Annotated in this window: 23 protein-coding genes; 11 read left to right on the forward strand and 12 right to left on the reverse strand. The window is 66.2% G+C overall.

The genetic code is table 11. The features are described 5' to 3' along the window. The 5 genes from O3684_RS03785 to O3684_RS03805 form a co-directional block, all read left to right on the forward strand. A partial coding sequence (locus tag O3684_RS03785) for a DUF7847 domain-containing protein (protein WP_500065169.1) occupies positions 1-1,117 on the forward strand: 1,117 nt, incomplete at its 5' end. Positions 1,118-1,122: 5 nt separating this feature from the next. Continuing rightward, on the forward strand, positions 1,123-1,749 hold the full coding sequence (locus O3684_RS03790) for a DUF4129 domain-containing protein (RefSeq protein WP_500065170.1): 627 nt from the start codon (positions 1,123-1,125) through the stop codon (positions 1,747-1,749). After that, positions 1,746-2,903 carry a DUF4350 domain-containing protein gene (locus tag O3684_RS03795; RefSeq protein ID WP_500065171.1) on the forward strand — a complete coding sequence of 386 codons (1,158 nt, stop codon included), beginning with the start codon at positions 1,746-1,748 and terminating at the stop codon, positions 2,901-2,903. The genes O3684_RS03790 and O3684_RS03795 overlap by 4 nt, the downstream gene beginning before the upstream one ends. Next, the gene (locus O3684_RS03800) at positions 2,896-4,113 is read left to right on the forward strand and encodes an AAA family ATPase (protein ID WP_500065172.1); all 1,218 of its coding nucleotides are present in this window, start codon (positions 2,896-2,898) and stop codon (positions 4,111-4,113) included. The genes O3684_RS03795 and O3684_RS03800 overlap by 8 nt, the downstream gene beginning before the upstream one ends. Before the next feature lie 8 nt (positions 4,114-4,121). Continuing rightward, positions 4,122-5,453: a DUF58 domain-containing protein gene (locus O3684_RS03805; protein ID WP_500065173.1), complete on the forward strand. Its 1,332-nt coding sequence runs from the start codon at positions 4,122-4,124 to the stop codon at positions 5,451-5,453. A gap of 16 nt (positions 5,454-5,469) precedes the next feature. Here the strand turns inward: O3684_RS03805 and O3684_RS03810 are convergent, their stop codons facing one another. Next, positions 5,470-6,462: a stage II sporulation protein M gene (locus tag O3684_RS03810; protein ID WP_500065174.1), complete on the reverse strand. Its 993-nt coding sequence runs from the start codon at positions 6,460-6,462 to the stop codon at positions 5,470-5,472. Positions 6,463-6,480: 18 nt separating this feature from the next. Here O3684_RS03810 and O3684_RS03815 point away from each other — a divergent pair, with 18 nt between their 5' ends. Then, the gene (locus tag O3684_RS03815) at positions 6,481-7,314 is read left to right on the forward strand and encodes an RDD family protein (protein WP_500065175.1); all 834 of its coding nucleotides are present in this window, start codon (positions 6,481-6,483) and stop codon (positions 7,312-7,314) included. 3 nt (positions 7,315-7,317) lie between these two features. Here O3684_RS03815 and O3684_RS03820 read toward each other — a convergent pair whose 3' ends face one another. Continuing rightward, positions 7,318-7,770 carry a DUF3499 domain-containing protein gene (locus O3684_RS03820; protein ID WP_500065176.1) on the reverse strand — a complete coding sequence of 151 codons (453 nt, stop codon included), beginning with the start codon at positions 7,768-7,770 and terminating at the stop codon, positions 7,318-7,320. Between the two features lie 186 nt (positions 7,771-7,956). Here O3684_RS03820 and O3684_RS03825 point away from each other — a divergent pair, with 186 nt between their 5' ends. Next, complete coding sequence (locus O3684_RS03825; RefSeq protein ID WP_500063145.1) at positions 7,957-8,262, forward strand: metallopeptidase family protein; 306 nt, start codon at positions 7,957-7,959, stop codon at positions 8,260-8,262. On the opposite strand, the gene O3684_RS03830 is transcribed toward O3684_RS03825, so the two are convergent. Genes O3684_RS03830 through O3684_RS03840 form a run of 3 tightly spaced genes read right to left on the reverse strand, consistent with a single transcriptional unit; the run spans position 8,263 to position 13,264 of the window. Then, the gene (locus O3684_RS03830; protein WP_500065178.1) at positions 8,263-9,813 is read right to left on the reverse strand and encodes a DUF5719 family protein; all 1,551 of its coding nucleotides are present in this window, start codon (positions 9,811-9,813) and stop codon (positions 8,263-8,265) included. Then, positions 9,810-12,971 (reverse strand): glycosyltransferase family 2 protein, encoded by a 3,162-nt coding sequence (locus tag O3684_RS03835; RefSeq protein ID WP_500065179.1) that lies wholly within the window; start codon positions 12,969-12,971, stop codon positions 9,810-9,812. Before O3684_RS03835 ends, O3684_RS03830 begins: the two co-directional genes overlap by 4 nt. Then, on the reverse strand, positions 12,968-13,264 hold the full coding sequence (locus O3684_RS03840; protein ID WP_016461390.1) for a WhiB family transcriptional regulator: 297 nt from the start codon (positions 13,262-13,264) through the stop codon (positions 12,968-12,970). Before O3684_RS03840 ends, O3684_RS03835 begins: the two co-directional genes overlap by 4 nt. A 311-nt stretch (positions 13,265-13,575) precedes the next feature. On the opposite strand from O3684_RS03840, the gene O3684_RS03845 reads away from it, so the two are divergent. Beyond that, the gene (locus O3684_RS03845) at positions 13,576-14,187 is read left to right on the forward strand and encodes a hypothetical protein (protein ID WP_500065180.1); all 612 of its coding nucleotides are present in this window, start codon (positions 13,576-13,578) and stop codon (positions 14,185-14,187) included. Between the two features lie 3 nt (positions 14,188-14,190). On the opposite strand, the gene O3684_RS03850 is transcribed toward O3684_RS03845, so the two are convergent. Both O3684_RS03850 and rfbB read right to left on the reverse strand, forming a co-directional pair. Then, entirely contained in the window at positions 14,191-15,165 is a 975-nt protein-coding gene (locus O3684_RS03850) for a glycosyltransferase (protein WP_500065181.1), read from the reverse strand. A gap of 4 nt (positions 15,166-15,169) precedes the next feature. Further along, positions 15,170-16,177, reverse strand: a complete 1,008-nt coding sequence (rfbB, locus tag O3684_RS03855) for a dTDP-glucose 4,6-dehydratase (RefSeq protein WP_500063150.1) — start codon at positions 16,175-16,177, stop codon at positions 15,170-15,172. Between the two features lie 205 nt (positions 16,178-16,382). Here rfbB and O3684_RS03860 point away from each other — a divergent pair, with 205 nt between their 5' ends. The 3 genes from O3684_RS03860 (at position 16,383) to O3684_RS03870 (ending at position 19,654) form a co-directional block, all read left to right on the forward strand. Then, positions 16,383-16,976 carry a hypothetical protein gene (locus O3684_RS03860; protein WP_500063151.1) on the forward strand — a complete coding sequence of 198 codons (594 nt, stop codon included), beginning with the start codon at positions 16,383-16,385 and terminating at the stop codon, positions 16,974-16,976. 84 nt (positions 16,977-17,060) lie between these two features. Continuing rightward, positions 17,061-18,614, forward strand: coding sequence for a DUF2142 domain-containing protein (locus O3684_RS03865; protein ID WP_500065182.1), 1,554 nt, complete (start codon positions 17,061-17,063; stop codon positions 18,612-18,614). After that, positions 18,611-19,654 (forward strand): glycosyltransferase family 2 protein, encoded by a 1,044-nt coding sequence (locus O3684_RS03870; protein ID WP_500065183.1) that lies wholly within the window; start codon positions 18,611-18,613, stop codon positions 19,652-19,654. Before O3684_RS03865 ends, O3684_RS03870 begins: the two co-directional genes overlap by 4 nt. A gap of 68 nt (positions 19,655-19,722) precedes the next feature. Here O3684_RS03870 and O3684_RS03875 read toward each other — a convergent pair whose 3' ends face one another. The 5 genes from O3684_RS03875 to O3684_RS03895 all read right to left on the reverse strand — a co-directional run bounded on the left by O3684_RS03875 (position 19,723) and on the right by O3684_RS03895 (position 26,752). Further along, positions 19,723-21,630, reverse strand: a complete 1,908-nt coding sequence (locus O3684_RS03875; protein ID WP_500065184.1) for an NlpC/P60 family protein — start codon at positions 21,628-21,630, stop codon at positions 19,723-19,725. A gap of 151 nt (positions 21,631-21,781) precedes the next feature. Beyond that, entirely contained in the window at positions 21,782-23,074 is a 1,293-nt protein-coding gene (locus O3684_RS03880; RefSeq protein WP_500065185.1) for an ABC transporter ATP-binding protein, read from the reverse strand. Then, complete coding sequence (locus O3684_RS03885; RefSeq protein WP_016461399.1) at positions 23,074-23,916, reverse strand: ABC transporter permease; 843 nt, start codon at positions 23,914-23,916, stop codon at positions 23,074-23,076. Before O3684_RS03885 ends, O3684_RS03880 begins: the two co-directional genes overlap by 1 nt. A 117-nt stretch (positions 23,917-24,033) precedes the next feature. Then, positions 24,034-25,896, reverse strand: coding sequence for a rhamnan synthesis F family protein (locus tag O3684_RS03890; RefSeq protein ID WP_500065186.1), 1,863 nt, complete (start codon positions 25,894-25,896; stop codon positions 24,034-24,036). 4 nt (positions 25,897-25,900) lie between these two features. Then, positions 25,901-26,752, reverse strand: a complete 852-nt coding sequence (locus O3684_RS03895) for an NAD-dependent epimerase/dehydratase family protein (RefSeq protein ID WP_500065187.1) — start codon at positions 26,750-26,752, stop codon at positions 25,901-25,903. Between the last annotated feature and the right edge of the window lie 40 nt (positions 26,753-26,792).

The raw sequence follows: 26,792 nt of genomic DNA on the forward strand, positions 1-26,792 counted from the left end.
GCAGCAAGGCTATGGCGGCCAGCAAGCATACGGCGGCCAGCCCGGCTACGGGGGCCAGCAAAGTTACGGCGGTCAGCAGGCCTACGGGGCGCAGCAGGGCTACGCCTCGCAGCCCGGCGCCTCCGGCTACAGCGTGAACACCAACCAGTGGGGATGGGAGGCCAAGCCCGGCATCATCCCCCTCCGTCCGCTCTCGATCGGCGACCTGATGAGCGGTTCTTTTGCGGCGATCCGCCAGAATCCGAAGATTCTCTTCGGCTTCACCATGGCTGTCATGGCGGTCGTCTCCCTCATCTCCATGGTGACTGCATTCCTCCCGACCGCGCTCGGGTCGGCGGCCAGTTCAAACGACCCTCAGGCGCAGCTGGCGGGAACGGAGGATTTGGCTGTCCTGCTGCTGACCAGCCTGGCATCTCAGGGAGTGCAGACACTGTCGATGGTTGCGGGCACCACCATCATCATGGGCATGCTGGCGACCACGGTGTCGCAGATGATGATTGGCAACAAGGTGACCCTCTCGCAGGCCTGGGCGATGACTAAGCCCCGTCTGGGTGCCTTGATCGGCACGTTCATCGTGACCGGCATTGTCACGGCCATCCCGGTGATTATCTGGGGCCTCCTCATGGTCGGATTCTTCTTCGTCTACGCCGCCGACGACTCGACCGGTGGGATCCTCCTAGGCATCGGACTCTTCCTTTTCCTCCCCGTTGTCGCCGGCGTCTATTTCCTGAACATCAAGTTCGCTTTCGCTTCCGTCATCACGGTGCTTGAGGAGATCGGACCGATCGCGTCCTTGAAGCGTTCGTGGAACCTGAGCAAGGGCTACTTCTGGCCGACGCTTGGACGAATCTTCCTCGTCACGTTCGTCGCCGGTTTTATCGCCGGTTTCATCGGTGGTTTCATCGCTGGTATCACTGGAGTCACCGCGTTCGCCATGGCGGACAACGGGACCGGTTCAATGATTCTTGTGGCGATCACAACGGGTCTGACCACCTTCGCCAGCGGCCTCGTCATGCCGCTCACTGCCACCTACGAGACGCTCATGTACGCGGACCTGCGTATCCGTAAGGAAAACTTCGCGGCGGTCCTCATGCAGGCGAGCGTCCAGCCTCAGTGAGTCCCATGCTCAGCTGTGAGGTTCCGCTGACGCCCGACCAGGGCGAGGCTCGTGACTGGCTCCTCAAAGAGCTTGCCAAGGGCGAATACGGCGAGATCCGTGGCCCGATCGTCGGCTTCGTGAAGAATTTGATCGACGATTTCTTCCGGCTCCTGTCGTGGAAGGGCCAGGGCACCCCACCGATCTCGCTGATTCTGGCGATTCTGGCGATCATTGTGATCGCGGCCCTGGTCATTGTGCTCATCCTCAACCCGATTCGCCTGGCGAGACGGCGCAAGTCGGGCCTCGTCTTCGAGGAGGAGACCAGCGAGCGGCAGGTTCAGGCATCCTTCGACGAGGCCGTGGCCGCTCAGGATTGGAACCTGGCGTACGTGTGGGCCTACCGTCTCATGGTTCTGGGCCTCGATGACCACGACGTCGTCTCCTCCACTCCGGGCCTGACCGCCCGCGAGGCCGCCGACGCAGCGACCCGGGTCGCCCCCGGCCTCGCCCCGCAGCTCTCCGCATACGCCGAGTCCTTCGACAAGGTCCGCTACGGTCGCGCCGCGATCTCGCGCGACGAGGTGGACGCGCTGCGCTCCTTTACTCCGGTCCTCCTCGACCTGTGTAGCCACGCGAAGGACGAGTCATGAAGTCCCGGCAGGTCGCAATCGTCACTCCCACGGCGCGCGAGCGTTTCTCGGCGGCGCGTCCGATGCTCCTGCTCATTGCGGTCACGGTGATTGCCCTGATCGGTTCGGCCTTCCTCAGCCAGATGGGGTACAACAACGCGCCCGTTGGCATTCGTAATAAGCACGGCGATGGTGCCCGCGCGCTCGCTCAGGTGCTCGGCGACCACGGGGTGTCCGTGCGCGAAGTCGGGGCGAAGGGCGCATCCGAGGTGGGCGATGACACGACTCTCGTCGTCATTTTTCCCGCGCGGATGAGCGATTCTATCGCCAAGGCGGTCGAGACTCGGGCGAACGTCGTCTACGTCGGGCTTGAGGAGGAGTACGATTCGTCTGCTCCCTACCTCGACGGTCTTCGCGCGAAGCGTGACTGGGACAGCTCACGCGTCGTGACGGCCAGGTGCAACTCCGAAACGGCGACGCGCGCGCAGTCACTGATGTCCTCCGCCTACGCGGTCGGTGGCACCGCAAGCAGCGCACACGGCTGGGCACTGTGCTTCCCCGGGGATGACGACTCCTACGCATACGCCGAGAAGGCCGAATCAGGGCGTTTCCGCGCGATCATTCCCGATTCGCTGCGCCTGCGAAACCGCGCGATCACCGACGAGGGCAACGCGGCCCTCGCGATCAACGCGATCGGGCGTACCCCCAAGGTCGCCTGGTATTCGCCGCAGGCGACAGACACCCTCGGCCACGGGAAAGACGTCAGCGCCGAGGCCCCCTACCTCGCACCCGCGTTCCTCCTCACGATCGGGGCGTGCCTGATCGCCGCCATCGCCCGAGGCAGGCGCCTGGGTCCCCTGACGCCTGAGAATCTCCCCATTGAGGTTCCCGCCTCTGAAACCATCATCGGTAAGGCCCGTCTCATGCGCTCTCAACGCGCGTACGAGCACGCCGCCACGGCGCTGCGCAGCGCGAGCGCCACACGCATCGCGACCGCACTGGGCATCACCCACACCGGCGACCGCGAGGCTCTGACCCGTGCGATTGAGCAACGAGGCCTGCTCACGTCGCGCTCGACCGCCCTCTTGTGGGGCCCTCCCCCCACGTCCGAGAAGGAACTGATCCGCCTCGCCCACGACCTCGACGCTCTCGAAAAGGAGATCCGCCATGACTAGCCCGATTCCCGGCCCCTCGTCCAACGGCGTGCCCCAGCCCGGCCCCGCTCCCGAGGGTGCGCCCCGCCAGGTTCCGGCGCCTTCGGCGGCTCCGGGCGTCTACCCACCGCAGGGTGAGCTGCCCGCGCAGGGTGCCCCGGCCTCGTACGCGCCCACTGCTCCCCCTTCTCAGGGCACGCCCCAGGGTGCGCCCCAGCAGGCCACCTCCTATTCCGCGCCCACCGGCGAAGGCTGGTCGGGACGTTCGCTGAGCGAGGCCGAGCGGCGCACGCAGGAGTCCCTCTTGGCCCTCAAGGCGGAGATTGGTAAAGCCGTCGTCGGCCAGGATGGTGCCATCACCGGCCTGATCGTTGCCCTTGTCGCCGGTGGTCACGCGCTGCTGGAGGGCGTGCCCGGTGTTGCTAAGACGCTGCTCGTACGTACCCTCGCCCGAGCCCTCGACGTCGACATGGCGCGCATCCAGTTCACCCCCGACCTCATGCCCGCAGACATCACGGGCTCTATGGTGTGGGATGCGGGTCATTCCGAGTTCGTGTTCCGTGAAGGCCCTGTTTTCACGAACCTGCTGCTCGCCGACGAAATCAACCGCACTCCCCCCAAGACGCAGTCGGCGCTGCTGGAATCGATGGAGGAGCACACGGTCTCGATCGATGGCGCCACGCGCACGCTGCCGGACCCCTTCATGGTCATCGCCACCCAGAACCCGGTCGAGTACGAGGGCACGTACCCGCTGCCCGAGGCCCAGCTGGACCGTTTCCTCCTCAAGCTTGAACTCCCCCTGCCCTCGCGCGAGGCCGAGATCGACATCATTGCCCGCCACCAGGCCGGCTTCAACCCGATGTCTCTGGCTGAGGCCGGCATCCGGCCCGTGGCGGGTGCCGCCGATATCCACGCCGCACACGAGGCTGCCTCGCGCATCGAGGTCTCCCCCGCAGTCATGGCCTACCTGGTGGACCTGTGCCGCGCGACGCGTACGTCCGCCGCCGTGCGCGTGGGTGTGTCTCCGCGTGGCGCGACCGCGCTGCTGCGCACCTCTCGTGTGTGGGCGTTCCTCCAGGGACGAGGCTTCGTCACCCCCGACGACGTCAAGACGATGGCCCCCGTGACCCTCGCGCACCGGCTGGGTCTGCGCGCCGAGGCCAACCTGGAAGGCGTGGACGCCACCGACGTCATCACCGGCGTCCTCGCGGCCACCCCCGTTCCTCGCTGAGGTTCCCCGTGGCGATTTCGGCGCGCAGCGCGCTCCTCGTCCTGGTGGGCCTTATTCCGCTCGCCTTCGCTCCCTCTCGCGGCTTCGCGTGGATGTGGTGCGGCATCGTCGTGCTCGTCTGTTTGTTGGACGCCCTCGCCGCCCCCTCGCCTCGGACCCTGCGTATGAGTCGCGAGGTCACCGGCCCGATCCGCGCCGACCAGAGCACCGAGGCCTCGCTGCGCCTGACGAACACGACGAAGCGCCAGATGGTCCTGGACGTGCGCGACGCGTGGCCTCCCTCGCTGCGTCAGTCGCCGTCTTTCCGGCGCGTGCGCGTGCTCCCGAAGTCCGCCGAGAAGGTCACGACACTCCTGTCCCCCACGAGGCGAGGAACGCGCCACGCGGACGTCGTTACGATTCGTTCCTGGGGTCCCCTGCACCTGGGCGCGCGCCAGGTATCGATCAGTGCGCCCTTGACCCTGTCGGTGCTGCCGGAGTTTAAGGCGCGGGTGCTCCTGCCGTCGCGATTGGCCCGCCTCCACGAACTCGAAGGCACGACGCCGACGACGCTGCGCGGAGCAGGCACCGAGTTCGACTCGCTGCGCGCGTACGTCGTCGGAGATGATCCCCGCGACATCGACTGGCGTGCGTCCGCCCGCTCGACCGAGCTCATGGTGCGTCAGTGGCGTCCCGAACGCGACCGCCACGTCGTCATCATCGTGGACTGCGGCCGCGCATCCTCGGCGCTGCTCGGTGCCCCCGAGAACGAGGAAGTTGACTCGATCGCGCTGGGCCGCGCACCGCGCCTGGATTCCTCGATCGAAACCACCCTGCTCCTAGCGGCACTGGCCGATCGCGCGGGCGACAAGGTCCACGTCGTAGCCATCGATTCGCGCGTGCGCGCCCGCGTCTCCGGCGTGCGCGGAGCCAAGATCATCGAGACGCTCGCGCACGTGTTCACCGACCTGAATCCGCGCCTGGATGTCACCGACTGGTCGAGGGCAGCTGACGCCGTTGAGGAGACTGTGCGTCACTCGGCGTTCGTTGTCATCGCCACGAAGATCCCGCCCGCCGGGCTGGAAACCGAGTTCACCGACGCGCTGGCACGCCTGACGAAACGCCATACGGTGCTCGTCGCATCGGCGACCGACCCCGACGAGATTCGTGCCCGCAATGGGCGCGAGGACGCTGACGCGGTATTCCTGGCGGCCTCGGCCGCGCTCGCCGAGCGTTCCGACGCTGCAGGCGCCGCGGACGTGCGCCTCGCGGGTGCCCTCACACTGCAGGCTTCGGCGGGTCTGCTGCCCGCACGCACGGCCGACCGCTACATCGAGTTGAAGAAGAGCGGACGCCTGTAAGTCCGCGAGGGCGGTGTCAGCCCGCGACCGGCTGGTAGTAGCCGGCGTCGATGCCAACGTCGGCGTCCTGGCCCGCCTGGTGCGCCCTGCGACCGAGGATCAGCGTGTACGCCCACACGGCCGCAGTCATCGCCACCCCCAGGGCGATCTTGACGGCGTCGGGCAGCTGCGAGGGCGTGACGAAGCCTTCGAGGACACCCGAGCCCGCGAGGAGAATGGCGCAGCCCGCTGCCACCGTCATGGAGCTACGCGCGGCCACGCCCACCGCCTGGTAGCGCGTTGCCGCTCCGGGGACGAGGAGTGCCCAGAAGACCCTCAGGCCCGCTGCGATCGAGATGAAGACGGCGGTCAGTTCGGGCAGGCCGTGCGGCAGGATAAAACGGAAGAAGTGCCAGGGCCCCGCGTAGACGGTCACAACGGCTCCGGCCACCCCAACGTTCGTCGCGTTGGTCCACAGGATCTTCAGCGGGTACACGCCGGTCACGCCCGTCACCACGGCCTGCAGGGCGATCCACGCGTTGTTCACCCACACGGACAGTCCGAACTCCGCATTCGTGTCCTGGTGGTAGTACTCGACGAAGTCACTGTTCGCGTATTGGCGCAGCTGCTCGGGCGTGCCCAGCTGGTTCATCGCGTCCGGGTGCGTGACCAGGTAGTGACCCTCAATGAGAGCAAGCGCGATGGACACGAGCATGACGCCCACCGTCACCCAGCGAATCTGATACAGGGCGTAGGGCAACGACACCTTGAAAAAGCGTGCGATCACGGTTGCGCTGATGCCTGCCGTTCCCGCCAGGCGCCCGCGAGCTGCCGACAGGATGCGTGAGAGTTCCGCGATGACGTCGGGATCGGGGCTGGTCGTGCGTACGCGCGCTAGGTCGGTCGTGGCAGATCGGTAGAGCCGATCGAGCTCGTCGATCTGCTCACCCGTCAGAAAGCGGGTACGCGTCAGTTCCTCGAGGCGTTTCCACTCCGTTTTTCCGCTCACCCGCAGCACATCGATGTCCATTGGACTAGCGTGTCATACATGAGCGCGCAACGCAGTCAATCACGCGTCATTCAAGACGACTATGTCCGCACGGGCGAGGCCGTCTCCCTCGACGTCACCCCTGCCTCGCCCCCCGAACGCTTCGCCGCCGCAGTCATCGACGGCACCACGTATCTGGGGGTGGCGCTCCTCGTTTTCATCAGCGCCGCGCGTACCTGGTCGAACGACTCTGCCTCTCTCGTGCGCGTGTTCGTGATCGGCTTGGTCGCCTCGGTCATGTTTTTCGTCCCCTTCGTGGTCGAAGTGGCCACGAAAGGCCGTTCGCTCGGCAAGTGGGCCCTCAACCTGCGGGTCGTACGCGACGATGGCGGCGCGATCACCGCTCGCCACAGCGCGGTACGCGTCGGCGTGGGAATCCTGGAAAACTGGCTGACGTCGGGCGGCCTCGCGTTCCTCACCGAACTTGTCAACAAGAAGGGCAAGCGTCTGGGGGATATCGCCGCGGGGACGATGGTGTGCTCTCAGGGAGACTCGGTCTTCTACCCTCCCCTGGTGATGCCTCCCGGGCTCGAGGAGTGGGCGGCCTCGGCGACGATCCTCCCCCTCGACGATGCCCTCGCTGCTGAGGCTCGCGCGTTCCTGGGAGCGAACCGCTCCATCGACACGAAGCTGCGCGGGCAGGTCGCAATTTCCCTCGCTGAGCGTCTCTTGAAGCGTGTCCAGACGCCGCTGCCGGCTGGACTGCACCCGGAGATCGTGATTGCGGCCATTCTTGTGGCCCGCCGTGATCGCGAGTGGGAGCGCGAGTGTGAGCGTCGCGCGCGCGGCAAGGCGCGATTCCACGAGGCAACGCAGCCTCGCTTCGGCTTGTAGGGGTTAGTCCTCGGAGTCCTTCTCGGAGCCGTCAACCACCGTGAACTGCGCGCGCCTGCGCGCGTACGGGCTCGATGGGTCGAGCGGGCTCGATGTGTCGGGGCTGCCCACGGAGCGTGCGGGGCCGAACGGACCGGTCTGAGGCCTGCGCGTGGCAGGAGCGGGAGTCGGCTCAGCCTGCGCCTCCTGAGCGACGCGACGCACGGCGTCAACGAGCGCAGCGAGGTCATCTCCGGAGGGCGGTGCCGGTTCAAAGTTGGTCGCCAGACGGACAACCTGCCAGCCCAGGGGCGCGGTGAGATTCTGCGCGTGTTCCTCGCACAGGTCATACGAGTTGGGATCCGCGACGGTCGCAAGGGGACCGACGACCACGGTTGAATCGCGGTAATCGTAGGTGAGGGTGGCGACGGCGGCGGTCGAGCAGCCGGGTTTCGAGCAGTGGCGTTGGGCAATCACGTCCCTAAGAGTACGACACTCTGCGCGCCGATGGCCCACTCCCGCTCGCCGTGCGCCTACCCTGGGGGGGTGTTTTCCACGCGCCGCCACATCTCAAGCCGCAACCGCCACGGTCGCGGTCCTCGCGGTCCCCTCTTTTTCCCGGGAACACCGGCGTGGAGGACGCGGCGCGAGGACTTCGATCTGATGGTGCGCGAACTCGTCACTGAGCTCATTAGTCGCTGGCCTCAGGTGTCTACGATCGAATTCGCCGTGGAGGATGTTCCGCCGTCGAATCCGGCCCCCTGGGAGTCTCACAGCGTCGTCGTCGCGCGTATTTTCCCCGCCGATCGACGTCGTGGTCTGCGCGACCGGATCGTGGTCTACCGCCTACCGATCACGCTGCGTTGCCCGCCCGAGGAGGTCGCGGTCATGACCCGCAGGCTCCTCGTCGAGAGGATCAGTCACATTCTGGCGCTGCCGCCGGACGAGATCGACGACGCGATGCGCTGATCAGTTAGCGGTGCGGATAGCACCGGTAACGGCGCTAATGCCCTCCGTGCCCACGTTCCACGTGGTGTTCATGCGCCCCACCGCCGTGTCCGCGGTGATGACCAGGGCTGCCTGGATCGGGGTATCCGCGCTGATGGTGCTCGCGCTATCCGGAAGGTTGACGAGGGTGGGGACACCCGGTGCGAGGTAGATCGTTCGGTCTCCCACGCGCACCGGAACAGCTCCCGGGGTCGAGGCGGAGGTACCGCTCGACTGGGCATCGCGCGACTGGCCGGATTGGGAGGCGCCGGACTGTGATGTGACGGGAGAGGGCGACGCCCAGATGTCGGGTGTGGAGCTCGGCTCGGGCTGAGAAGACTGAGCTCCGTCCCCCTGGCTCGCGGTTGCAGCGCCAGCAGCATCGGCGGCCGCGTACAGGAGGAGGCTCGCGGACGAGGCGTTCACGCCGGAGTCGGTGGCAATCGATGTGGCGCGAATGGGGATCGAGGAGAGCACGGAGGTGGTCATCATCGTCAGCTGGCTCACGCCGGGGACCGATGCCTCGGTGAACGTCGTCGCTGGGCTCGCGTTGGAACGCATGATCCAGGCGCTGAGACGCTCGGCCCAGGGGGCACCGACGGTGATCGTCGTCGTCTGTGCCACGACCTCGCGATCCGAGGTGACGAGGAACGCAATCGGAGTAGCATCGCTCGACGCACCATCGAGAGGCATCTCAAGGGTGGTCCCCTCGGCGACGGTCGCCTGACCGCCGGAAAGGGGGTGTACGCCCGTCGAATCGGCGACGGAAACGCTCACGCGGGCATCACCCGAGGGCGATACGAGGCGCAGCAGCGACGTGCCCTTGGGGTCCACTCCCAGGATTGTCTGCGAGGTCGCGGGCACGACTGCGGAGGCGAGCGTGGTTCCCTGGGGGATCTCGCCGTTCATCAGGGAGGCCTGCACCCAGGCGGCGACGCCGCCCCCGTCTGCGCGGACGTGGAGGGCGAGGGAGTTTTCGTCCGGGAACCATCCCGCGAGGAGCACCGACACCGAGGAGGACGCCGGAACGGTGACCTGGCGCGGCGCGGCGTTAAGGGGCCCGGAGGCTCCGTATCCGTCAATGCTGACGACCGAGGCCGTGGGACCGGGGTTGGAGAGGATGAGGACCATGTCGGCGCCAGACGTGGTAGCCCCCGTCGCGATCCACTGCGAGGTGCGCGGCGCCGCGCATCCGACGGCACTCAGGCCTGCGAGTTCGCCTCCCCCCTGGCCGGCAAGGGTCAGGGCGGTGGGAATGACTCCCCCGTTGCCCGTGATGGACGCGGGCGCCGGGCTCGTGGGAGCGGATGCGAGCGAGGACCAGGTGGAACCGGCCGCAACGCTGGTCGTCTCGAAAGGATCGACGATGCCCGAGGGACACGCGAGGCGCACCTGTGACGGGTGAGCGCTCTGCGCCGTCCCGTCGACGCGGCTCGGGGATGCACCGACCCACACGGAGGCGCAGGCCATGGCCGCAACGGCGATCCCCGCGCCCGCTAGCATCGTCAGGGAACTGATGCGGGGCTTTGTCATCTCTTCCTCCACGCGGATAGGGCGCTGGCGAGGGCAACGACCAAGCACGCGCCCGCAGCGATGCGCCACGGAATGATCCACCACGGGCTGTAGGTGAGCGTCAGGTGCCCGGCGGTGGGCATATCGAATGCCTGCGACCACCCGTCGGAGGCGGCAACGGGGGTGAGCGCCACCCCGTCGACCCACGCATGCCATCCGGAGTCGGCGCGCTCGGCCAGGACGAGGGTGCCTGCAGCGTCCACGTCGCCGTCGACACGCAGCTGCGAGGATCCAACCGGAGTCGTCACGCCGCTGGCCGACTCGACGCGCACGCGCGCCGGCGTCAGCCCGTCGGGACGTACGCGCCAGACGGTGCCGGAGGTCGTGTCACCGACCTTTTCGAGTCCTTCGGCGCGGTCGAGGCCGGAGGTCAGAGCAGCGGAGCCGCTCGCGCCGAGGGGGACGAGGATCGTGTCGATATCGTGCGCAGCCAGCGTCTGCACGGTCGCGTCGTCCGGATAAACGACCAGGGTGTAGGCAGCCTGCGCGAGCGAGGCGGTGGCCGGGTCGTTCAGGCTACCGGTGGCGGTGCCGGAGCGCGCCTCGGCGAGCGCGAGTGCACGAACGGCGGGGTTCGCCCCTGTCAGCGACGGTCCATTTCCTCGCCACAGCGCGGCGTTGACCGTGTCGTTCGTCGGGTCGCCATCGAGGACGAGGATGCGTCCGGCGCGCGGCGAACGCTGCGCCTGGGAGGCAACGGCGGAGACAATGGGCGAGGAGAGCGCCGAGACGGTTTCGCGCTGGGACATCGTGAAGGTCGGGACCTCGTCGGGGTTGGATCGACCGGCGACGGCGGACACGCTCGCGGCGGATCCACATCCGACAATCGCGACGGCAACCAGAACGCCCAGAGCACGCGGCGCAAACGGCCGGGACGCATCCCAGGCAGCGGCGTCGGCGGCGGCATCGGTAGGAGCGACGCGCCCCGAACAGGCCAGCGCGACCAGGATGATGAAAGCGAGGGACAGGGCGGGCGAGGCCCACGCCGAGGCCACGGACGCACCGGACATCCCGACGCCGACGTGCGATGCTCCCCACGCGAGAGCGGAGGCGATGAGAGCCCACCCGTAGGCCATGCGGAGAGCGCGCGAACGCTGCCGCAGGAGGGCAATCGTCCCGAAGAGCAAGGCGCCGCCGCCGACGATTCCGAGCGCCACGGCCTCGAACATGCTCGAGGGGGCCGCGGGCATACCGAGGGCCGCCATCCACGAGGGCGCGCGGGTGTATGCGTGCACTCCCCCGCTCGTCGAGGCAAGGGCGGGCCACGCCGCGGGGCGCGCGAGGATGGAGACGTAGGTGGGCACGAGAAGCGTCAGAGCGGGCAGCGCCACAAGGAGGCGGCTCCGGGACCGCCACGCGAGCGCGAGGCCACCGAGCGGCAGCATCCACGGGGCGCAGCACGCGAGGACGACGAGGGCGAGCGCCGCGCATCCCGCGTTCACTCCGCGGGGCTGCACGGGCGCGATCTCAACGCCGGATGCACCGGCCACGAACAGATGCCTGGGTATCCCGAAGCAGAAGGCCGCGAAGACAGGCAAGGCGATGTGGGCGAGCACGCCCGCGAGGACGCCATGCGTCGCGCTCAGGAGGAGTGCGGGCGCGAATGCCCAGGCGAGCGAGGCGAGGAAGCGTACGCGCAGCGAGGAGGCGAGAGTGCGGCTCGGAATCCATGCGATGACGGCCGCGAGCGGGCTCGAGGCCACGAGCAGGAAGGTCGCGAACGCGCCGGGGGTGGTGCCGAGCGGCGCGACGGGGGCACTCAGGAGGGCAAGCAGAATCGTCAGGGGATCCGCGCCACCGGCATAGCCGTCTCCGCCGGGGACCCACGCGGCCCACGCGGCGTTCCACAGCTCCGTCCAGGTCGCCGGCAGCGACACCCACGCTCCGCCCACGAGGCCTGCAGAGGTTCCCCACCACTGCGCGCCAGCAATCAGAGACGTCACGATCGCGAGGCCGAGGCAGGTGGAGGCAGAGCGAAGTCGGTAGCGCCGCATCGAAGCGACAATGAGCGGATCAATGCGCTCGCCGTTCTCATCCTCATCCACGCCCGCCGGTTCCTTGCGCAGCGAGGCGGGGGCCGTCTCGAGGCCGCGCAGGGCAGAACGGGGGACGGAACGCGACTGAGCCGCGCGGGCACGCCCGGCGAGCAGACGCGGGGTCGCTCCAATCACGGAGAGAAGGGCACCGATTTCGGGCAGGGCCAGGGAGGCGCGTCCCGTCAAGATCCGCCCCAGGGCGCGTGCCGGACTCCACACGAGGAGCCACAGAGCCAGGAAGGGCAGGACGAGGGCGGGCACGGCCTTGCACCAGTTGTACATCTGGGCGTAGCGGCGCTTACGGAAAGATCCGTCGGTCGCAGCGTTCCCCTCGATAATCGCGTCGGACACGTCGCCCGTCGGCTCATTGCGATCCGACTCCGGAGCAGAGCCTGAGAGGGAGTACAGGGAGACGCGGGCGTGGCGCACGCGCGCCTTGGGCGCAACGATGACACGGTACCCCGCGAGGTGGAGCCTACGCCCCAGGTCCAGCCCGTCGCCGAAGGGACCGAGCGCGGTGTCGAATCCACCAACCGCCTCGTAGGCCTCGGCGCTGATGAAGAGCCCGGCGGTGCCGACGCCGAGGACATCGCTCGTTCCGTCGTACTGCCCCTGGTCGATGTCGTCGTCGCCGACGCGTTCGAGCCGTCGGGCGCTCGCCGTGGCGAAAATACCTAGTTCGAGGAGTCGGCTCCCGTCCCAGCTCATCTGCTTGACGCCGACCGCGCCAACGGTCTTACCGACGGTGGCCGCCTGAATGAGCTCATCGAGACATTCGGATTCGGGGGCCGAGTCCTCATGCAGGATCCACCACCAGTGTTCCGAGGTGAAAGCGGCTCCCTGTGCGCGTGCACGCTTGATTGCATCGCCCAGGTTGCGGGCACGACCGACGCGAACGAGCTGCGCTCCCTCGGGAACGCGTTCGGACGGGAAGGGGGTGACGTGGCGACCTGCGACGTCAATGATGGTCAACGAGTGCGGGGCCATCGATTGATTCTCGATGGCCCGCAGGACGGACTGAGTGAGCGGTGCCTCTCCCCTCGTGACGAGGATCGCACCGACGGAGCGCTGTGTCGGGCTCAACCGGCCATACGGCGCAGGCGCCGCCTCTCGCGCTCGGACATGCCACCCCAGATGCCAAAGCGCTCATCGTTTGCCAGCGCGTACTCCAGGCAGTCCTCACGCACCTGGCAGGCCTGACAAACGGCCTTGGCCTCGCGGGTAGAGCCACCCTTCTCAGGGAAGAAAGCTTCCGGATCCGTCTGTGCACACAGCGCGTGCTGCTGCCACGCAAGGGGACCGTCAATGCGGGCGTACAGCGCCGCGTCGGCGTCCTCGGACCACTCCAGGGGTCCGTCACCGAAGATGTTCCACATTGCGGGAGCTCCTTATAACGAATCGATCAATACGAGAATTACACGCGTGTCATTGCAGGAAGTCAAGCGGTTTCGCGATATTGAGACCTTTTCCGTAGCGCTTGACCCAACGGTAAAACAGTGCCTGTTTTCAAGGACTTCACAGTTACTAAGTACTTGGAACACATAGGACCTTCGATATACTTGAAACCATGAACAATGTGTCCTCAGAAACTATGAGCAGGCTCACCCACTGTATCACAGCGATTAACGAATGGTCAGGGCCAGCGCTCACCCAATACGGCCAGGAGCGGGTTGAACTGGGAGGACCCGTGGTTAGCAGGTGGCTATCGAAGATCGCGAACTACCTGACAAACGAACTCGCCGCGGATCTGTTCGGCACAGGCGAACCGACACCAACCCGCATCTACACGACTCTTCAACCCTGGCAGGACACCCTCTGGCAGATCGCCGCGCGAGCGATGGGATGGGAGCTCCTCGATACACGACGCCCGCTGCCCGGCGACCTTTTCGTCACGAATATTCTCGGCTCCGAAGCCTCCGACGCAATCGACGCTGGAGCGCATGTACTCGCCCAGCCCGCACAGTACCTGTCCTTCGCATGGGACGGCCCCTTAGGCGGGGCGCTCGACGGCCTCGCGGAGATCGCCACGCAGCCGGACGGCCTCGTCGTCGACACTCCCCCGATACTCATGCAAGCCCGGGACGAGGCCCTGGCCGGTTCGCACCCGTCGGAGCCGGTGCGCGGTCGCCGCGTCGCGTTGCTGTGGGACGCGCGAACGGGCGCGGGACAGGTGCTGGATCAGTGGATGCAGGGACGCTCGGTCGTCATCATCGACCCGCGCGAGGTTTCCCCTGACAAGCTAGCGCAGATCCTCGCGACGGAGGACGCGGACGGCGGGCTCGTCACCTATCGGCGGTAGACGTCACCACACGCCCAGAACGCGGGCAGCCGCGAGTTTGATGCCCTCCACGGGGTCGCGGCGGATCTGACGCCAGCGCAGGGCGAATCGCAGCCGCGAGGCCACGCCCTTCTCCTCAAGCTCGCGCAGGATGGCGCACAGCTGGCGCGCGCGGCGCTCATCGAAGGTGCCGACCTTCTGGGCGGCGCGGGCCGTCAGGATAAACTGCTTGCGGTAGAAGCCGTTGCGCAGTTTGGCCATGCGGGCATCGCGCGCGCCGGAACCGGAGTTCGCGCCCTGCACGTTGCCGCCGTGCTGACGATATTCCAGGGTCGGCTCCTCGCCGATCACCCACGTCAGGCCGATCGAGCGCGCCAGCGCATAGACGTACCAGTCATGCACGCCGATCTCGCTGTAGTCGAGGTCGCTCAAGACGCGCACGAGGGTCTCGTGGGCCTTCGGGCTGAAGACGTAGGTCGAGCCGGGTCCCGCGGCCTCGAAGAGGAAGTCCCATCCGCGCTGGGGCTGCGACTTACGGATGAGGCGCCGCTCCCCCACTGCCCCGCCGGGCAGCGACTGGAACGAGGTGACGTTCGACGACACGACGTCGGCCCCGCGCGCAGCCATGAGGGCCAGCTGAGAACTCAGCTTGTCCTCGTGCCACACGTCGTCCTGGTCGGTGAAGGCGACGTAGGAGCCGTCAGGGGTGTGCGTCGTGAAAAGATGCAGGAAGTTGCCCGTCACACCGGGGGTGCCGTCGCGCTGGGGCAAGATAGTGATCCGAGGATCGGCGGCCGCGCGCTCCTGAAGGTGCGCGCGCGTGCCATCACTCGAGGCGTCGTCGGACACGACGAGGCGGACCTCCACGCCCGCCTGAGCGAGCACGGAGTCCACCTGTTCGTCGAGCCACGCGCCGTCCTCGGCCATCCCGTTGTAGGTGGCCATGAGGACGGTGACGCGGGGGCGAGGCGAGGCCTCACCTCGGGTCACGTGAGTCAAGGAATCAGTGTCCTTCGGCGGCGTACTTCGCCTCGACAGCTTCCTTCAGCGGGGCCCACCAGGCCTCGTTCTCGGTGTACCAGGCGATCGTGTCGGCCAGGCCGTCGCGGAAGTTCGTGAACTTGGGCTCCCAGCCAAGCTCGGTGACCAGCTTGGAGTTGTCGATCGCGTAGCGCAGGTCGTGGCCCGGGCGGTCGTTCACGTGATCGAAGTCGTCGGGAGCGTAACCCATCAGCTCATTCAGGATGGCGACGACGTCGCGGTTGTTCGTCTCGCCGTTCGCGCCGATCAGGTAGGTCTCACCGATGCGGCCCTTCGTGAGGATGTCCCACACGGCCGTGTTGTGGTCGCGCACGTGGATCCAGTCGCGCACGTTCAGGCCGTCGCCGTACAGGCGGGGGCGCACGCCGCGCAGGCGGTTCGTGATCATGCGGGGGATGAACTTCTCGATGTGCTGGTAGGGACCGTAGTTGTTCGAGCAGTTCGAGATCGTGGCCTCGACGCCGAAGGAGCGCACCCACGCGCGCACCAGCAGGTCCGATCCGGCCTTGGACGAGGAGTAGGGCGAGGAGGGGTTGTACGGAGTGGTGGGCGTGAACTTCGCGGGGTCGTCCAGCTCAAGGTCGCCGTAGACCTCGTCCGTGGAGATGTGGTGGAAGCGGACCTTGTGGCGGCGCACGGCCTCCAGCAGGGTGAAGGTGCCCACCAGGTTCGTCTGGATGAAAGGCGAGGGATCGAGGAGGGAGTTGTCGTTGTGCGACTCGGCGGCAAAGTGCACGACCGCGTCTGCGCCAGCGACGACGCCATCAACAAGGTCCGCATCAGCGATGTCACCCTCAACGACGCTCAGGCGGGCGGCGAGCTCGGCGGGCACGTCGGTCAGGGATGCGCGGTTACCCGCGTAGGTGAACTTATCCAGGACGACGACGTCGACGTCCGGGTGATCCTCCAGCAGCGTGTGAACGAAATTCGCTCCGATGAAGCCGGCACCGCCGGTCACAACGATCTTCATAAGTTTTCTCCTTTGCGCGCCCGTGGGCGTCCGAGGGTGCCACTCACCCCATTCCTGCCCCTATTATGCCGTAGTTCTCACGCTTTCCCTGACACTGGCCTCCGCTACCCCGTCGGATACGTCACTATTCGCCACGCTGGAGGTCCCCTGGCCAGCCACTCCACGCTGATAAATTGGACGCATCCCCAACAGAAACGGACCCCTCGTGACTCGCCTCGTTCCCTCCCTTGCGCTGCTTGCGCTCTGCGCGCTCGCCACGGCCTCGTGCTCCCCGTCGGAGGATGCCCAGAGCGCACAGTCGACGCCCGCTGTCTCCGTTTCGCCCGGAGATCCCGGTCAGCCCTCGAGCTCGGCCAGCCCGACTCTGCATGCGGCTTCGCCCGGATGCGCTGCGATGGACGCTATTTTCACCGAGGCCCTGGGCAGCTCCGAGACCGGCCAGGCCTACAGGGCGCTGGCGGCCAAGCGCTCGGGGGAAACCAACGCGGACGAGCGTCACCGCGCGTGGGAAGCTTTCGCGGCCGCATTTCAGCACGACTATTCCGATCGCCTCACCCAGGCGGCCTCGGACGAAACCTCCAAGGAGGCCCTCGACGCCCTCTCGGTGTATGTTGCGCGCAACGCAGCCCTCGACTCCGGCGCCATCCCCGAGTTCGCCGACCAGGAGGCCGCCGAGGAAGCGCTCAAGCGCGGCGAACAGCCCGAGACGAACCCCGCCTACACCCAGGCCCTCGCCGAGGCCACGGACGCCCATGCCACGCTCACGACCTGCATGCCGCACTGGCCCGTCGTCTTCTAGCTTGGCCTCCTCCTCGAACCCGCCGGGCACCCCCCGGAGTCGTGTACATTAGAAGTAACTATTCTGGACAGATTGGCTCGATTCATGGCACGTGCGCTCGCCGACCACCTTGTCTCCGCGCGGGAACGTTTCATCTCTACCGCAGCGCGGCCCCTAGCCGTTACTTTCCTGTTCCTCGGTATCATTGCTGTAGCGACCGGCTGGGTTTTCGCTTCGTCCCCAGGATCGTCCCCCGACGACGACTACCACCTTGTGTCCACGTGGTGTCCACGGCCAGTCGACTCCTCCTGCGAGACAACCATGATCGACGGGGATCGGTACGTTATGGCTCCCCTCACCGCATCACGCTCAGTATGTGAAGCCTTCCACCCCGATCGCTCGCACGCGTGCATCAAAGAGTATTCAGACGACGCAGCCTACCCGTCCTATCGCTACGACGACGGACTGTATCCTCTTGGCTTCTACCACTTCCACCACTTGTTTGCGGGGCACAACGTGGAGAGATCCGCGTGGCACATGCGCGTCGCTAACGTCGTCATCCTCCTCATTCTTATCGGGGCAATTACCGTTTTATCACAGCGCGAAGTCAGGGTGAACATCGCGTTAGCAGCACTGGTCGCGTGGACTCCGATGGGCATGTATTTCATTGCGTCTAACAATCCCTCATCATGGGCAATTACGGGCGTTTTCTGCTACGGCGCAGCCCTGTACGCTGGCCTCAAGGCGCGTGGATGGCGACACTGGGCGCTGCTCGGCGTGGCGTGCCTCTCCGCACTCCTGTGCTATGAGTCTCGCGGCGATGCATCGTTCTATGTTTTCGTTGCATCGTTGGGCATCCTCATCCTGGAAGCTCGCAGGCGTCATCTCCCAGAGATCGGGGTCGCCACTGTTCTCAGCGCGATTGGCGTGTGGCTCATGCTCGGCAGCGGGCAAGCCTCCAGCGCCTCGCAATCGAGCGACGCGACGATCACTGTGCATGACCGCATCGACGTCGCATTCACGAACCTCCGCTACTTGCCCGACTACTTTGCAGGCTTCGTGGGACTGAACTCCGGACCCGGCTGGCGTGACACGTCACTGCCGGGCTACGCACCGGTTGTGGCCCTACTCGTCCTTGGTTTCGTTATTTTCCTGGGGGCACGAGCGATGAGCTGGCGTAAAGCGTTGGCATCGATCATGGTTTTTGGCGCGATGGCAGGTATCCCCATCCTCGTCGCAACACCAACGGCGTTCCCTAACCTGGGCGCATACCACGCGCGCTACACATTGCCCCTGCTGGGTGTATTGCTGCTCATCTGGGTGTCCTCAGCTGTCAAGAAGTCCTCCCTGACCAAGGGTCAGTTCACCTTTTTTGTTGTCTTTCTCAGTGTCGTCAACGCTGTCGCCATGCACACGACGATCGCCCGCTATGTCCGCGGACTCCTGTGGATTCCCCACATCGGGTGGATCGCACCGGTCAACCTCAATGGCGACATCCAGTGGTGGTGGGCCGACATGTCACTGAGCCCGATGACCCTGTGGGGCCTGGCCTCACTGGGATACACACTTGCCCTGACGAGCGCCATCTACCTGTTGCGTTACCGCCAGGTGGAGGCACCCGTCTCGTCCACTCCGACCGAAGAGGAAGAACCCGCATGAGCGCAACAGTTACCGTCGTCGTGCGCACGCGCAATCGTCCGGCGATGCTCACCCGTGCCCTCGCGTCGATCGCTTCGCAGAGCTTCGACAACTACGAGGTGGTCATCGTCAACGACGCCGGCGACGAGGCCGAGGTGCGCTCGATCGTCAAGAAACAGAAGAGCGCCGTGCGTTCGAAGATCATGATCGTCACGAACGAGGTGTCGAATGGTCGCGAGGCGGCGCTCGAGTCTGGCCTGGCCGCCTCGCACTGCACCTACTATGCGGTCCACGACGATGACGACTCCTGGCACCCGCACTTCCTGAAGAAGACGGTCGCCTATCTGGATGAGCATCCGTCGGCGGGCGGTGTCGCCACCCGCTGCGAGATTGTCCGCGAGCGCGTGCGCGCCGACGGTACCTGTATCGAGATCGAGCGCGAGGTCCTCTCGACGGACAACTACGGCCTGTCCCTCGTGGACATGATGGTGGAGAACTACACGCCGCCGATCTCGCAGCTGATTCGCCGAGAGGTCGCCGACCGCGTGGGTCACTGGGATGGGTCGCTGCAGACGCAGGCCGACTGGGATTTCAACCTGCGACTGCTGGCGGATTCCCCGGTCGGTTTCATCGACGGGGAGCCGCTGGCCTATTGGCATCACCGTGACACGATGGATGCCTCGCTGGGCAACTCTGTCGTCACGGACGCGTATCTGCATAAGTGGGATAACCTGCACATCCGCGACCGTTACCTGCGCGCGATGCTGGCGACGGACGATCCTTCGTCCCCGCACTTGGGTCAGGCGCTCCTGTCGGCGGAGTACTACCGCCGTATGCGCGAGGAGCTGGGGCGCGTGGATTCGGGTTTCCATTCCTCGTTGAATCTCGTGCACGTCAACATGCTGAACACGATGACGGCCCTGCACGAGCAGGTGCACGAGTTGCGCGGCGAGGTGAGCGCTCTGCGTGCGCAGCTCGAGGCGGGTTCGGCACTGCAGCGGTCGCTGCGTCGGACGGTTTCTCTGCCGAAGCGTGTCCTGCGCCGTCTGCTGGGGCGCTGAGCAGCACTACTGCGACAGAGGCGGGCCGGTCGTGGGAGAACCCACGACCGGCCCGCTTTGTGTCTCTCTTACGGCAGCGGCCGCACGACATCTGAGGTCATGCGATCCCACCCGTATCCGGCGGTGATGTGCTGCATGCGGGCGGGGCGCCCCATCCAGTCGGTATGAACGATCAAGTCGTCTCCGAGGTAGATGGCAACGTGCGTGACGGTCCCGCTCGTCGTGTAGAAGATGAGGTCGCCGCGCTGGCGCTGGGCGAGGGGCACGTGCTGGAAGTACGGGTAGGCGTAGAGCTCCTGCGATGTACGATACGACGGCCATGCGTGCTTGATGACGTTGATGGGCTGGGGGTCCAGTCCGGCGACGTAGAGGGACTGGAGGACCAGGCCGGAGCAGTCGAATCCCAGGTCGTAGGGGCCAGCCCCTCCCCACGTGTAGGACGATCCCGTCTGGTTCCACGCGTATCCGATCATGGCCTCGACGCGCTCGGTGCGCGTGGCGGTCAGGGGCAGGGGCGTGGCCTGGTATTGGTCGACGGTCCACGGGTAGCCGGTGTCCATGGCATCCCAGGTGACTTTGTCAACGACGCCGGTGACGGGCAGTCCTGCACGCTGTTGGAAGTTTTTCACGGCGGCGACGAAGGATGCGTCGACGGAGGCGAGCTTGTTGGCGTGCCACAGGCCGAGGCGCACCTGGGCGATGCGTACCTTTGTGCCGTTCATTCCCCACGTGAGCGTGTTGGTCGCGTCCCCGAGGCCCGTGATGTGGTCGGTGGGCTGCAGGTAGCCGGCGGGAGCCTCGTACCCGCGCCATGCGCCCGAGGCGTCGAATTCGTAGCGGTGGCCATTCAGTTCGAGGGGCGCAGTGCGCATGATGCCCGTGTTGGGGTCGAGGTAGTACCACTCTCCCCCGTCACGCAGCCATCCCACCATCTGCGCGCCGCTGGACGCGAAGTAATGCCAGCCATCGGAAAGGTTCTGCCAGCCGGTGCGCATCGCGCCCGAGGAGTCCATGTAATACCAGGTACCGTCCACCCCGGTCATACCCGTGTGCATCACGCCACTGGTGGGGTCCAGGTAGTACCACTCTCCCCCGTCACGCAGCCATCCCACCATCTGCGCGCCGCTGGACGCGAAGTAATGCCAGCCATCGGAAAGGTTCTGCCACCCAGTACGCATCGCACCCGAGGAATCCATGTAATACCACGTACCGTCCACCCCGGTCATACCCGTGTGCATCACGCCGCTCGTGGGATCCAGGTAGTACCACGAGCCACCATCACGCAGCCATCCCACCATCTGCGCGCCGCTGGACGCGAAGTAATGCCAGCCGTCGGCGAGGCTGACCCAGCCGGTGCGCATCGCGCCCGACGAATCCATGTAATACCAGGTGCCATCCACTCCGGTCATACCCGTGTGCATCACGCCGCTGGTGGGGTCCAGGTAGTACCACGAGCCACCATCACGCACCCAGCCACCGAGCAGCGTGCCGGAGGACGCCAGGTAGAACCAGTCGCTGCCGTCGCGCAGCCAGCCGGTGGCCATGTAGCCGCTGGCGTTGAAGTAGTAGCGGCTACCCCCGATTGCCACCCACTGGGAGGCGGGGTAGGTGCCATCGGCGCGCCGCCACCACCAGCCGATCGAGTCGCGCACCCACGCTCCCCGACCGGTTTCGTCTGGAGCGTTCATCGTCGGCGGTTCGGTCGCGACCGACGAGGCCGGGGCACCCCGTTCCTGCTCGCTCGCACTGGGGTCGGTGGCCTCGGGCGCGCCCGTGGGCGCAAGGCTGGGCGTGGCGGACGGCGTCGTCTCGCCGGCGGACTGGGCCGCGGTGGAACTCTCTGCAAAGGATTGCGGCGCGGTCTCCTCGCCTGCCTCAGCGCGGGCCTGTGCGGGCAGGGCGATGAGGGCGAGGGAGAGGGCTGCGATGAGGGCGCGCGCGGGGGCGCGGCGGGCGAGTGTGGGCGTCGGTGCCATGGCTGTACCTTGTCGCTGGAAACAGTTCTCCTATAAGTGTAGAACGATCGTCACAGCGCGCGCGGCATTTGGGCCCTCGAGGCAGGTAAAAGGCCGGGCTCAGCGGTATCACACCGCTGAGCCCGGTCCTCCATCGACGTCAGTGCGTCGGTCAGTCCTCATTCTCGAGCGCGTCGGCCTGCTGGGCCTGCATGCGCGCGAGGTGCTCGTAGTCGGCGGCACCGCGCTTGGGCACGTCGCGCATGGGGCGCGCAGGCGTCAGGCCCGTGAAGGAGGCACCCAGGTTGACCAGTCCGCCGGACTCCATGCCGGGGCCGGGCAGCACGTCGAAGCGGCGCGCCTTCTGGAGGGCGTCGATGACGCCTGTCATGTCGTGGTTCTGGATGGCCGCCGAAATCGTGTAGGCGCCCGGGTTGAAGGTCAGGCGCGGGATCTCGATGTCCAGGTGGCCCGTGCCCGGTTCAATCGAGGTCGGCACGTAGCAGGCATCCATGCCGTGCAGGCCCCACACAAAGACGCCCTCGCGAGTGTCGATGGAGGCACCGAAGACCGGGGATTCAATGCGCTCCTTCGCACGGTAGTGCAGGCGCAGACGCACGGGATCACCCGGGTACACGAGGGACGTGGACTCCCCGGAGGCGCTCAGCAGGTCGATGCGCTCGATCATGGCCTCGCCGCTGCCAAAACGCGTCCCGCCGCCCTCGACCTCGACGGCGTGGTGAGCGACGTCGGAGTAGGTGTCGATGACCTCGGCTGCCGCGCCCACGTCGACGAGCGTGCCGTGGTCCAGCCAGGCGGCCTGGTCGCAGAACGTACGCATCTGCTCGAGGCCGTGGGACACGACGACGACCGTACGCCCCTGGTCCTTGAGCTGGGCGAACTTATCCATGCACTTGTTCTGGAATTCCATGTCGCCCACGGCCAGGACCTCGTCGACGAGGAGAATGTCCGGCTCGACGTGGATGGACACGGAGAATCCCAGGCGCACGTACATGCCCGAGGAGTAGTTCTTGACGGGCTGGTCGATGAAGCGCTCGACGCCGGAGAAGTCGATGATCGCGTCCAGCTTGGAGTCGATCTCCTTCTTGCTCATGCCCAGGATCGCGCCGTTGAGGTAGATGTTCTCGCGGCCCGAGAGCTCGGGGTGGAAGCCGGAGCCGACCTCGAGCATGGCGGCCATGCGCCCCGTCGAGGAGATCGTCCCCTTGTCCGGGGTGAGGATCTTCGCGATGCATTTCAGCAGCGTCGACTTGCCCGAGCCGTTATGGCCGAGCAGGCCGAAGGTCTTGCCCTGCGGGATGTCGAAGGAGACGTCGTCGAGGGCCCAGAACTCCTCGAACTGGGCGCGTGAACGCTGCAGGAACGCGCCCTTGAGGGACTGGTTGCGGTTCTTGTAGATGCGGAAGCGCTTGGAGACGCCCTCCACCGAAATCGCGTTCGTCATCAGAGTTCCTCCACGATTCGTGCCGAGAAGCGGCGGAAGATCAGCGAGCCGAGGCCGAAGATCCCGAAGGCCCAGGCGGCGCAGCCGAGCCACACCTGCCAGGACGGCATCGCGAAGCCGTACAGCGTCGAGCGGTAGGCCTCAAGGAAGAGCTCGGCGGGGTTCAGACGGAAGATCGTGACGATCGGGAGGGGCTCGCCGCCCCAGGTCCACCCCTTGGCTGCCAGGTCGGTCTGAACCTTGTTGAGCATCGACAGGGAGAAAACAACGCCGGAGGCGTACATCCAGATCTGGTTGAAGATCTGCCACAGGTGCGAGATATCGCGGAAGTACACCGACGCGATCGACAGGATGAGGCCCATGCCGATGACGAAGAGCATCGCGAGCGCCGTGATCACGATGACCGCTGGGATCATGAGCAGCACGCCGGGGCCGCCGGCGATGCACATGATGACGATGATGACGGCCAGCTCGAACGCGAAATCGTAAGCCAGGGCCAGGACCGAGGAGTAGATGAGGACCTGGCGGGGGAAGTAGACCTTCGTCAGCAGGCCCGAGTTGCCCACGAGGGAGTCCATGCCGCGCTGAATGCCGCTCGACATGAAGTTCCAGGCGATGACGCCCACGCCGATCCACAGCGCGAAGGACGACAGCCCCGAGTTCACGCCCTTGTCGGCCTCGCCGCGGAAGACGACGCCGAAGATCAGCGCGTACACGGCGATCGTGGCGACCGGGTTGATGAAGGACCACAGGCGGCCGAGCGCGGTGCCCTTGAACTCCGAGGAGATCGAGCGCTGCGCCATGCGCATCGTCAGGTCAACGACCCGTTTCGTCTCAGACACCGGTTCTTCCATCCTTTCTGTGCTGGTCAGAAAAATTATTTTACTCGGTCAAATCCGGCGTCAGCACAAGATAGCGCCCCGTATGCGAGGATGCGTCCCGGATCGTGGAGGCCAGGCTCATCGCTCACCCTTCATAGATCGGATCTTGTGGGCGAACCCTCGGGCCGCTCGGTACGCCGGCTTGAGGGCATTGCCCAGGCCGGGGGTACGCACCATGATGTTGGTCTTGACGGCACCCAGCAGGTTCGGGACCGTTCCCATGCGCGCCTTGAGGAAGGGAACCTGGTCGATCGCAAAAGCGGGCATCATCGACGAGGTCGCGGCCAGCTTGTACTCGAGGTAGCCGTAGTACACGCCCGCCCACTTCGGGGTCATGACGGGGCGCACGTAGTAGCCGCGCGACAGGACCGCGTAGGCCAGGAGGCGTTCGATGACGTGGGCCAGGGATCCGTCCTTGTAGCCGCCCTCTTCGGGGAAGTCCTCGGGGACGAGGCCGGTGCCGGTCAGCAGAGACAGGGCCTCGGGGCGCGCGATGAACATGGAGCCGTAGGGCGCCAGCGGCTGGTCGTCGTCGAAGGGGACGGTGATGCCGACCTTCTTGGCGAACTCGCGGGCGGGCTGGCGGTTCGCGAACCACGCGTGGCCCATCGTCGGGTACCCCATGTGCGGCATGGGTGCAATGGCCATGCCCAGGCCCGGGTGGGCGGCGAAGTCGGCGAGGATGCCGGCCACGTGATCGGAGGAGGCCAGTAGGTTGTCGTAGAGGTGCTCCTTGAAGAGCTGGGCCGCGTTGTAGTCGTCCTGGACGGACTTCTTCGAGTGGATCTTCACGACGACGTCGTACTCGCCCGAGGTGAGCACATCGCCACAATCCACGAGGAACGCGCCGATGTCGCGGCCGCGGTTGGAGGACACGACGCGCACGTCGGCGTCCACGCCTCGTTCCTGGGCGCGCGCCTCGATGAGCGCCTTGTTCTCCTCGTTCGAGGTTGTGGCCACCAGGTGGTATCCGGCGGGCAGGACGCTCAGGCGGTCGAGGATCTCGTCGGCCATGTCGGCGTAGAAGATGTGGGCGACGGCGAGGACCTTGAGGGAGGCGGCCGCATCCAGGGTGGCCTGGTCGGCGCGCGGCGGGACGACGGTCGTCAGGCCCGCGTTCGTCACGAGGTCGCGCGGACGCGAGGTGCGCGCGAGGTTTGTCAGGATCAGGTCCGTGTCGTAGCCCGCCCGCTCAGCCAGCTCCAGCATGTCCGCGCCGATGATGGCGTGGCGGTCCAGGTAGAGCGGGTCGTGGAAGAGGTTACGACGCTTGAGGATCGGGCAGCCGTCCGCGAGCAGCAGAGAGGCGTTATCGAAGACGGGGTTACGCGAGGGGTAGTCCTCACGCGGGTAGGCCACGACGTGCGTGTAGCCGAGGTCCCCGAAGTACTCCGTGAAGCGCGACTCGTGCCACTGGATGGAGTCGTTGTAGGAGCGAATCGGGGGCATCTCGTCCCAGTACTTACGGAAGTCCGGGGAGCTGAGCAGCGGGTTGCGCACGGCAATCCAGTGGGACTGGATGTGCCGCGGCATACGGGTGGCGGCCAGGAAGGGGTGGGGGCGTACCTCGTCATGTTCGGTGATGCCCCAGAAGTCGACCGCCCCGGCGGCCTCCACGCGGTCGAAGAGGTTCTTCCACGGGTTGATGGGCGCGAAGAAGGTGTAGTTAAAGAGGATCAGCTCGTCGATCTGACCGAGGCGATCCCAGCCGAAGCGCGCGATGCCGTCGCGGTATCCGCCCACGTCGAAGCCGGTATTTTCCCGCTCGAAGACCTCGGTGGCACCCTTCAGGAGGCGCTCACGCGCGGTGTCGTCCAGAGGAGAGTTGGAGACGACGAGGATCTCGTCGAGGTACTCGCGCAGCGAGGTCAGGCACTCCACGATGTAGTCGTCGACGAGGCCCTGCGGATCGAAGAACAGGAAGATACCGGCGCGCTTCACGACGTCACTCCTTTGAACCGTCGACGGCCGCCAGGATCTGTCGGATCTTCGTGGCGTCGCCCCACACGCCGGGCGAGTCGTAGGGACGATCCGGGAACGCCCCGTACTCGAGTGTGATGTCCAGGTCGTTGTCGCGGATGTAGGCCTCGACGCGGTCGGCGAGGCTCATGGGCTCGCCGCTGCAGATGTTGATGATGCCATCGATCTCGTCCTGGGAGACAGCGGCGGCGATCTGGTAGGCCAGTTCCTGGATGGAGATGAAGTCGTAGAGGTTCTTGCCCGTGGTGAAGGGGAAGGTCTTCTTGCCTTCCTGGGTAGCCGCCAGGAGCTTGGAGAAGATCGAGGAGCCGTGCGCGTCGTCGCCGACGATGTAGTAGCCGCGCAGCCACTGCATGGTCGCACCGTGCTGGGCGGTCAGCAGCGTCGTGATCTGTCGCAGCGCGTTCTTCGAGATTCCGTACAGCGATGCGGGGTTGCACGGGGAGTTCTCGTCGATAGCGCCCTCCCAGTAGCCGACCTCGTGCATGGAACCCATGACGGCCACGTGGGTGCAGCCACCCTTGAGGAGATTCTCAATGAAGTGGTAATGGGCGGGCAGATCCTCAATGTGGGCCGGCGAGTTGTGCACAAAGCCGTCGCGCCACGCGAGGTGCAGGACCACGTCCGGGCGTCCGAGCTGGTCGTAGATGTCAGCGTCTCCGCTGAAAATCTGGGTATCGATGCGGCGCGCGCGCTCGTCGACACCGTCGAGGCGGAAGTCGACGACGCTGACGTCAAGGCCGCGCTCCAGCAGGGCGTGAACAATGTGGCGGCCGATGTAGCCGCCGGCTCCGGTAACGAGGACAGTCTTCACCATGTGAGTCAGTCTATCAAGGCCGCGGCGCTGCGCAGCTCCG

This window comes from Pauljensenia sp. 20925_1_27 (assembly GCF_041432835.1).
Classification (GTDB): Bacteria; Actinomycetota; Actinomycetes; order Actinomycetales; family Actinomycetaceae; genus Pauljensenia.